This is a genomic window from Kitasatospora sp. NRRL B-11411 (assembly GCF_000721345.1).
In the GTDB taxonomy this organism is placed as follows: Bacteria; Actinomycetota; Actinomycetes; order Streptomycetales; family Streptomycetaceae; genus Kitasatospora; species Kitasatospora cineracea.
Genome location: NZ_JOGH01000084.1, coordinates 22,218 through 30,733, shown reverse-complemented (window position 1 = coordinate 30,733; position 8,516 = coordinate 22,218). Strand labels below are relative to the sequence as shown.

At 72.2% G+C, this 8,516-nt stretch carries 9 protein-coding genes; 7 read left to right on the top strand and 2 right to left on the bottom strand.

Features of this window, described 5'->3' with window-relative positions; all coding sequences use genetic code 11:
• The coding region (locus tag IH44_RS49825) for a transposase (protein ID WP_369795007.1) at nt 1-116 on the bottom strand (116 nt) is incomplete at its 3' end.
• Nucleotides 74-409, bottom strand: coding sequence for a hypothetical protein (locus tag IH44_RS43175; protein WP_051817420.1), 336 nt, complete (start codon nt 407-409; stop codon nt 74-76). The genes IH44_RS49825 and IH44_RS43175, both read right to left, overlap by 43 nt.
• A gap of 362 nt (nt 410-771) precedes the next feature.
• Between IH44_RS43175 and IH44_RS0128455 the strand changes: the two genes are divergently transcribed.
• The 7 genes from IH44_RS0128455 to IH44_RS0128425 all read left to right on the top strand — a co-directional run bounded on the left by IH44_RS0128455 (nt 772) and on the right by IH44_RS0128425 (nt 8,515).
• Nucleotides 772-2,901 (top strand): RiPP maturation radical SAM C-methyltransferase, encoded by a 2,130-nt coding sequence (locus IH44_RS0128455; protein ID WP_081967181.1) that lies wholly within the window; start codon nt 772-774, stop codon nt 2,899-2,901.
• A 193-nt stretch (nt 2,902-3,094) separates the two neighbouring features.
• The gene (locus IH44_RS46745; RefSeq protein WP_157852496.1) at nt 3,095-3,232 is read left to right on the top strand and encodes a hypothetical protein; all 138 of its coding nucleotides are present in this window, start codon (nt 3,095-3,097) and stop codon (nt 3,230-3,232) included.
• Between the two features lie 75 nt (nt 3,233-3,307).
• Nucleotides 3,308-4,564 (top strand): TfuA-like protein, encoded by a 1,257-nt coding sequence (locus IH44_RS43170; RefSeq protein ID WP_063759700.1) that lies wholly within the window; start codon nt 3,308-3,310, stop codon nt 4,562-4,564.
• Complete coding sequence (locus tag IH44_RS0128440) at nt 4,557-5,702, top strand: YcaO-like family protein (protein WP_030462613.1); 1,146 nt, start codon at nt 4,557-4,559, stop codon at nt 5,700-5,702. The genes IH44_RS43170 and IH44_RS0128440 overlap by 8 nt, the downstream gene beginning before the upstream one ends.
• A gap of 30 nt (nt 5,703-5,732) precedes the next feature.
• Nucleotides 5,733-7,067, top strand: a complete 1,335-nt coding sequence (locus IH44_RS0128435; protein WP_030462612.1) for a hypothetical protein — start codon at nt 5,733-5,735, stop codon at nt 7,065-7,067.
• A gap of 13 nt (nt 7,068-7,080) precedes the next feature.
• Nucleotides 7,081-8,097, top strand: a complete 1,017-nt coding sequence (locus IH44_RS43165; RefSeq protein ID WP_051817417.1) for a hypothetical protein — start codon at nt 7,081-7,083, stop codon at nt 8,095-8,097.
• Between the two features lie 25 nt (nt 8,098-8,122).
• Nucleotides 8,123-8,515 (top strand): hypothetical protein, encoded by a 393-nt coding sequence (locus IH44_RS0128425; protein ID WP_030462610.1) that lies wholly within the window; start codon nt 8,123-8,125, stop codon nt 8,513-8,515.
• The last annotated feature ends 1 nt before the right edge of the window (nt 8,516 follow it).

Genomic DNA, 8,516 nt, shown 5'->3' with positions numbered 1-8,516 from the left:
GGAGGAAGCAACGGCTCCACCAGCGCCCACTGATCATCCGTCAGATCCGACGGATACCCGCCCCCAACACCACTCACAACGAGCTCAACGAGCCCTTCATCAACGAGACATGGCAGATCTCAAACACGGTCTGAGAGAAGCGTGGAAACCCTCGCAGGCCGGTGCGCGTGTGATCGGCTGTCGACAAGCCCCCGACCTTGCGGCTGAAGCGGTCCAGGACGGTGACCAGGTGGCGCAACCTCCCGCCGGTCAGCGGCAGGCGCGTGCTGTCACCCATGTCCCTGCGTCCCGGCTCGGTGGATTTGAAGTCGCGCTCGAACAGGTCCGGGATGACCGTCGCGGCCGGGGCCGGGGTGGTGGCGCGGTCCCGTCTTCTCGGGCGGACGCCGACGATGGAGTAGGCCCGCACGGCCCGGGCGACCCGCTTGTGTTCGGGCCGCGCACCGGTCTCGCGTCGTTCGGCGGTCGCCCTCGGCGGCCCGTGGGTGCCGCCGGAGTCGGCCCGGACGGAACGCCTGACATGAGGCCGGGCCGACGGGTCGGCCGGGGTCGGCCGCTTCAAACTCTGGTCAAATCAGCCGCCCCAGGGCGGTGGCTGGAGTGCCGTTCGGACCGAACGCCAAGTCCTTTCCTGGCCTGTACGTGTCACTGCCGGGGTTCGTCGAGAGGAGGCGCCCAGGTGACTTCTCCAGGTCAGGGATCGTCGCTCGGTGTCACCGGCTGATCACTCGCCCGTTCCGGGGATGGGGGCGCGTTCCGCGCCGGCAGATCATGCTCACGCCTCCTTCACGTTTTGCCCCATCGGGCTCCACGGGCGGCCCGTTGACGGGGGCATTGGCTGCAACGAGACTGCACTGGACACGATCGAAAATTCTGCGAGCGGATCCGCAGGAGGCTCTCCGAATCCCCGAACCGCCAGGTCGAGGGCGTTTCCCGCAATTCGTCAACGTGATGGAGAAAGTCGGCGTGGCACTGAGCGAGGTTTTTCATCCTGCGGTCGGCGAGCCGTTTCCTGTGCGGCCGGAAAGATCGTTGAAGGTCGCTCTTGTCAACATGCCGTGGGGACGGAACGACGCCCCGTCCTTGGCGTGCGGAATTCTCAAGTCGGGGCTCGTCGCGCACGGGCACGACGTCACTGTGCACTACCCGAACCTCGATCTGTCCCGGGAGTTGACCCCGAGCGTTTACGACACCTTCGCCACGGCCTCCTCCGAGCGCCTGCACCTGTTCGGGGAGTGGCTGTTCGGCGCGGCCGCGTTCGACGAGCCGGGGGGCGAGCGGGAGTACCTGGCGGAGTTCCCGGAGCTGGCGGAGACCTTCGACGAAGCGGGGCTGACCGCCGACGAGGTGCTGCGACTGCGCTCCGAGACCCTCCCCGCGTGGATCCGGGAGCTCGCCCGCCGGCCGGAGTGGTCCGACTACGACCTCATCGGCTTCACCTCGACGTTCTTCCAGAACGTCGCCGCGATCGCCCTGGCCCGGCGGATCAAGGAGCAGCACCCGGGGCCGGTGATCGTCTTCGGCGGGGCGAACTTCGACGGTGAGATGGGCCCCGAGTACGTCAGGCGACTTCCGTGGATCGACTGCGCGGTGATCGGAGAGGCCGATCTCGCGCTACCCCGATTGGCCGCTGCGCTGTCCGCCGGCCGATCGCCGGTGGGCATTCCCGGCGTGTGTGCCCGGGCGGCGGACGGAGAGTTGGTCACCACTCCCGGGGAGCCTCCGTTCGATGCCATGGACGCCATGCCGTTCCCCGACCACTCCGAGTACTTCGACGCGGTGGAACGGCTCGGGCGGGCCGAAGCCGTCGGGCGCAAGCCGATCCGGCTGCTGGCGGAGTTCTCCCGGGGCTGCTGGTGGGGGCAGAAGCACCACTGCACGTTCTGCGGCCTCAACGCGCTCGGCATGCAGTTCCGTTCGAAGTCGCCGGGGACCGCCCTGCGGGAGATCGAGGAACTCCTGCGGCGGCACCGGATCCACCACATCGATGCCGTCGACAACATCATCGACATGCGCTACCTCTCCTCGCTGTGCGAGGAGTTGAGGGGCCGCGGGTGGGACACCGACCTGTTCTTCGAGGTCAAGGCGAACCTCACCGCCGACCAACTGGCGCTGCTCGGCGCAGCCGGGATCCGCCGCGTCCAACCGGGCATCGAGAGCCTCAGCACCCATGTGCTGGGACTGATGCGCAAGGGCTCCACGATGCTGATGAACGTCAGGTTCCTGAAGTGGGCGCGGCACTACCGGATGAACGTCACCTGGAACATGCTCAGCGGGTTCCCCGGTGAGCGGGACGAGGACTTCACCGGTCAGGCCGAACTCGCGCCGCTGCTGGCGCACCTGCAGCCGCCGAACGGGTTGAGCCGGATCTGGCTGGAGCGGTTCAGCCCGTACTTCACCGACCCGGGCTTGCCGATCCGGGACGTCCGACCGCGCGAGGCGTACCGGTACGTGTACCCGGTGCCGGGGATCGACCATGCGGCGATCGCCTACTTCTTCGACTACCGGGCCGAGGGCGTGGCTTCGGCGGAGGCCGTGCGACGGCTCTCCGCAGCGGTGGCGGACTGGCGCGAACGCTGGCAGCGCAGACCGCTGCCGATCCTCGCCCACCGGCGCGGCCCCGGCTGGCTGGACTTCCACGATTCGCGGTTCGCCGACGGCGGGTTCACCGGGACGCTGGCCGGCTGGCAGGCCCTGGCGTACGAGCTCTGCGGCGAGACGGCGCGTAGTCCGAAGCGGCTGCACGGGCTGCTTCGGGAAGCGGGCGCCGAGGCCTCCGCCGCGGACGTCGATCGCCTCCTGGCGCTGTTCGCCGAACGTCGCATCACGGTCTCCGAGAGCGGGAAGCACCTCGCGCTGGCCCTTCCGCTCAGCCGTTCGACCGGCGCCGGGGCCGACTGAGGAATTCATCCGGATCATTTCCGGACAGCGCTCCGGCCGGCGGCCGGAGCGGCGCTTCCTGCTGCCGTTTTCCGGAATTTTTCTGCGAAAGTAAAATAAACCCCAAGCCCCTTCGCTGAATGCCGGTCGGCGAATACCGTGGACCTTGCGCGCGCACAGTCAAGGCAGATCCCTTCTATCTCTGGGAGAAATCATGCCCGAGCAGGTCAAGCAGCAGGAGGAGTGGCACGACGTCCTCAGTGCCGCCGAGGAGCTCACCAAGGACGACTTCGAGGCCCTGTTCGGCCACGTCCCGCTGGTGATCACGGACTCCGAGGTCGTCGACTGCTGAGTTCGTCGCATTCCGGCCCCGCATTTCCCGGGGGCCGACTGAACCAGTGAGATCCGCCGGCGAAAGGGGAGGGGCATGGCGATCCACGTGTACACCGGACCTTCATGTCCCGAACCCGCCGTCCGGGCGGAGTGCCCCGGGGCCGTGGTCCACCCGCCGGCGCGGCACGGCGACCTGTACTCCGCTGCGATCCGCCCGCACGATTCGGTGGTCCTGCTGGACGGTGTGTACCACCACGGCCCGGCGCTACGGCACAAGGAGATCCTCGACGCCCTGGACCGGGGCGTGCACGTGGTCGGCGCGGCCAGCATCGGCGCCCTGCGCGCGGTGGAGCTGGCGCCGTTCGGCATGGTGGGCGTCGGTGACGTGTACGGCTGGTACCGCGACGGGGTGCTCACCGGCGACGACGAGGTCGCCGTGGCGCACGCCGACTCCGGGGCGATGACTCCGCTCAGCGTCCCGCTCGTCAATCTGCGCGCGGCCGCCGCCGCGGCGGTTCGGGCCGGGGTGCTGGCGTCCGCGGACACCGGACCGATGCTCGACCGCTGGGCGCGGGAGTACTACCCGCTGCGCACCGAGACGAGGGTGGTGGAGATCGCCGCCGAGCACGGGCAACCCGGATTCGCCGCCTGGTACCAGGAGCGGGTTCGGTGCGACCCGCGGGCGTTCGACCAGAAGCTGCGCGACAGCGTGCGGGCCCTGCGGGTGGCCTCCGCGGCGCAGCGCGACCGAGCGGCCGCCGGCCCCCGTCCGGGGGCGGGCGACCGGTCCTGGCGGACCGAGTTCGAACGGCGTTGGCGCAACCGGTTCACCGGACTCGCGGCCAGGCTCGCCTACCAGCAGATCTTCGACCCGGGCTTCCCCGAGGTGTGGTGGGAGTACCTGAACGATCTGGCGGAGCCCGCCGGGTTGCGCGACCACCTGGAGCGGACACTGGGCCGGTCCGCCGCGGCCTGGCCCGACTGCCCGGAGGGGCGGCTGCGCGTCGTGCGACTGCTCTGTCCCACCCCGGAACTGACGGACCGTCGGCAGGCCGCGCTGCTGCTCGGACGGGAGGACGCCGCAGACCGGTCGGTCCTCGACCAGTACCTGGCGCAGGGAGCCGACCACCTGCGGGCGCATCCGGACCGCAGCCTGGGCAGCATCCCGGACGCGGTGTGCCTGCGGCTGCTCGCCGGAATCTGGGGCGTGGTGGCGGCCGACGCCACCGAGTGCGCGCGCCGCGGGTTCGCCTCCCCGCGGCAGGCCGCCGACGCCCTGCGGCCGTTCGCGGTCGGCTTCCTGACGGCGGCGGCGGCCGCCGCCCGGAGCGCGGGGGGCGAGCGTGGCTGAGCTCCTGCTGCCGGGGACCCGGCGTGCGGTCGCTCCGGAGACCACCTGGGCCCGGATCGCGCCGCTGCTGGCCGGGTTCGGCATCACCCGGGTCGCCGATGTGACGCGGCTGGACGTGATCGGCATCCCGGTGGTGCTGGCTGCCAGGCCGGATTCGGAGACACTCGCCGTCTCGCAGGGGAAGGGCGCGACGGAGCTGCTGGCCCGGCTGTCCGCGGTGATGGAGTCGATCGAACTCCGGCACGCGGAGCGGCCCGAGCTGCCCCGGGAACGGGCAGTGGCGGCCGACCTGGCGCTGCCGTACCGGCTGGACGAGCTGCCGTCGGCGGCCGGCGGTCTGCCCGTGCCGGACGTCGAGCAGCTGCGGCTGGAGTGGGTCGCCGCGCACCGGCCGGCCGACGGGTCGTCGGTGATGGTGCCGTTCGACGTGGTCCGGCTGTCGTTCGCCGGCGGGCACTTCTGGCGGCCGAGGATCTTCCGGTCCGGCAGCACGGGGCTGGCCTCCGGCAACACCTGGACCGAGGCCGCCCTGCACGGACTGTACGAGGCCGTGGAGCGGGACGTGCTGGCGGGCCTGGGCGGGCCGCGGGCCGGGGGCGTTCCGGTCGATCCGGCGAGCGTGCCGGACGGACACCTGCGCGCGCTCCTGGACCGGTTGGACGCAGCCGCGGTCTCCTACGAATTGGCGTTCCTCCCGAACCGCTACCAGGTGCCCACGTTCGCGGCCCGGGTGTGGTCGCCGCTGTTCCCGATCGTCTGCGCGGGTTCGGGCAGCCACGCAGACCCGTCCGTGGCGCTGTCCCGGGCGGTCACGGAGGCGGTGCAGAGCCGGCTGACGGAGATCACCGCGACCCGCGACGACATACCCTCCGCCCAGCAGGTGGTCCGCGACGCGGTCGCGGACCCCGGCTTCCGGGGCCGCGGGGCAGGCGTGCCGTGGGACCGGCTGTCGGCCGGACACCGCCGGGAGGACGCCGACATGGAAGGGGAGTTGGCCTCGCTGGTGGCGCGGGTGGAAGCGGTGACCGCCCGCCCGGTGCTGACCGTCGACCTGTCGTCCCGGCCCGAACTGTTCAGCGTGGTCCGGGTGGTCTGCCCGGGCCTCGCCTGGTCGGAGGGACGGACCCTTGGCCACTAGCGCCACGAGGAAGAGCAAGGGGGCGGAGCGGTGACGGCCGGACTGCGGTTGGCGCCGGAGACCGTGGTGGCCGCCGCGCTGCTGGTCCACCAGCTGGACCGGCTGTGGGACCGGGGAACCGCCGACGCGTTCTACAACTTCGCCCCGGTGTGGGGAGTGCGGATGCCGCGCCGGGCCACCGGCACCGTGGCCGTCGGTGCGTTGCCCGCCGCCGTGACGGCCGCGGCGCTGCCCTGGGCGGCGGGCCGGGCGGTCGCGGCCGTCCTCACGGCGCTGTGGCTGCTGTCAGTGCAGCGGCGGCTCGCCAATCACGTGTGGCTGGGCTCGGTCGCGGTGGTGGCGATGGCGGTGCTGCCCGCACGGCTGGACCCGGTGCTCGCGCGCGACCTGCTGATCGGCGTGTACCTGTCGGCGGCGCTGTTCAAGGTGAACGCCGAGTACCTGCGCTCGGACCGCAGCGCCGGCCGGCTGGTGACCGCTTTCTACGCCGGGCTGCACGGCGTCTCGCTGCCCCGCCGGGTGCTGGTGGCCGCACCGGTGGCCGTGGTGGTGGTGGAGGCCGCCGTCGGCGCGAGCCTGTGGCAGACGTCGTGGGCGAGGGCCGGACTGTTCGCCGCGATCGGCATGCACTGGGTGTTCGGGGTGTCCGGCAACTTCACCTTCTCGGTGGTCGCGCTGGCGCTGTGGGGCACCGCGCTCTGCGACCCCGCGCACGGCCAGCTCGTCCCGTTCGGGCCGGGAACGGCGGCGGCGTCGCTGCTGGGCGCGCTGTCGGCGGCCGCGCTGGGCCGGACGGCCGCCGGGCCGCGCCCGACCCGGACCGTCCTGCGGGACGCGGGCAAAGGCGGCGTGTTCGGTGTGCTGTGCGCGAGCGCGCTGGCGGCCGGGGCCCCGTCGGCCTGGTCCACGGCCGACGGCGGCGTGGTGGACGCGGCGGTCGCGGGGGCGTTCGCGGTGAACCTGGCGCTCGTCGTGGCCGGCCTGAAACTCGAGTGGAGCTTCGCGATGTTCAGCAGCCTGCGACCGTTCGGCCGGACCTGGCTGGACCGGGTCCGGCTCGGCTCCGGACCGCGGTACTACCTGCTCTCGTTGCCGGAGCGGATTCCCGCAGCCCTGCTGCGCACCGTCAGGGGCGAGTTCGTCCACGAGGTCACCAGACCCGACCGGGCGGTCCACGAGCTGGTCGCGTTCAGCCTCGAACGGACGGCGCGCCGACACGCGGTGTCGTTCTCACCGCGGCTGCTCCGGCCGGAGCGGGGGACCGGTCGGCTGGTCCCCGTCGAGGACGGCCCCGCTCCGCGCCGCCGTGCACTGCTGTTCCCCGCGGTGATCCCCCGGGACCCCGACCGTCACTACTTGGGTTAGGACAGGAGAAGCCATGAGCTCCGAGCAGGGCCGGTTCCGCCACTCCGAGGGCTACCGGCTGGACTACCTGGTCGACGTGCCGGACCGGCCCGCGAGCCCCTACCTGCACGTGTTCTGCCACGGACTGAGCCGGATCGAATCACAGGTGCCGCCGGTCTTCGCCCGCCGGGCCTGGGCCCGGACGCTGGACGCGGCCTGCCTGTTCCTGTCCGATCCGATCCACCGGCTCACCCCGGACTCGGCGTGCGGCTGGTACCTGCTCGGCGAGGACGAGTTCCTGCCGCAGGTGCACGCGTTGCAGGCTGAGCTGCTGCACCGGCACGGGCTGTCCGGAACGGTCTGGCACGGGCTCTCGTCGGGCGGTTACGCGGCGATCAAGTACCTGGTGCGGTCCGGGCGGGACGGACTGGCGTTCGTCGTCTCCCCGCACAACGATCCGGCGGTGCTGCCGCAGTGGGAGCAGGAGGCCCGGCCGTGGTCCGGACTGCCGTCGATGGCGGCGCCCCGGCCGACGGTCGACCTGCTGGCGGACTGGGGCGCGGGCGGGGCCCGGCACCGGCTGCACGCGCTGGTCTCCGAGCTGGACTCCTACTACGCGTTGGAGCACCTGCGTCCCATCATGCGGGCCTTCGACGGCGACGACCGGGCCCGGGCCGTGCTGCTGCGCAACGGGCGCGGGCACGGCTTCATCGCCGATGCCGACTACGGGAGCCAGCTGCGGACGGCCCTGGACGACTGGGAGCGCGGGGCGGTCGGCCCGGTCGAGGTCGAACTGTCCGCCCCACTGGCCCGGTTCACCGGCAACCTGCGGCACTTCACGGTCGAGGGGGGTGCGCTGCCCCAGGTCCTGAACGGCATCCGCACCCGCTTCCCGGACCTGGCCCGGCACGTGTTCGACTCGTCCGGCCGCCCGCTGCCGTTCGTCAACCTGTACGTCGACGACGCCGACGTCCGCAGCCTCCGGTCGTTCGACACGGTGCTGCCGTCCGGCACCCGGATGCTGATCATGTCGGCGGTGGCCGGTGGCTGAGCAACGGAGGGTGCGGCCCGTCGGGGTGACGGACGCCGCCGCGGTCGGTGCGTTGTACGGGACGGAGCGGGAGGCCGAGATGGCGTCCCGGCTCGCCCGGACGGGCCCGGCCGGTGCCACCGCGTACTACGCGTTGGAGACGGGGGGCGAGATCGCCGCCGTCTTCGCGCTGACCGCGTTGGGGCGGCTGCGGCCGGGCACCGCGCACCGGGTCCTGCTGCACGAGTTCAAGCTCGGCGCGCGGTTCCGCGGGACCGGCGCGGTGGACCAGGTGCTGACCTGGCTGCGGTCCCCCGCCGGGGTGGGCCCGGAGACGGAGGTGCTCGCCCTGGCGCCCCCGGGCCGGCTGCCCGAGGCGTTCGCCCGGCACGGCCTGGTGTCCTCGCTGCAGGCGTTCAGTTGGGAAGCGGCGTGCTGAC

Excerpts from the sequence above, each read along its gene's own strand:
- IH44_RS46745 (WP_157852496.1), top strand. The coding sequence starts at position 3,095 with ATGCCCGAGCAGGTCAAGCAGCAGGAGGAGTGGCACGACGTCCTCAGT.
- IH44_RS43170 (WP_063759700.1), top strand. The coding sequence starts at position 3,308 with ATGGCGATCCACGTGTACACCGGACCTTCATGTCCCGAACCCGCCGTC.
- IH44_RS0128455 (WP_081967181.1), top strand. The coding sequence starts at position 772 with ATGCTCACGCCTCCTTCACGTTTTGCCCCATCGGGCTCCACGGGCGGC.
- IH44_RS43165 (WP_051817417.1), top strand. The coding sequence starts at position 7,081 with ATGAGCTCCGAGCAGGGCCGGTTCCGCCACTCCGAGGGCTACCGGCTG.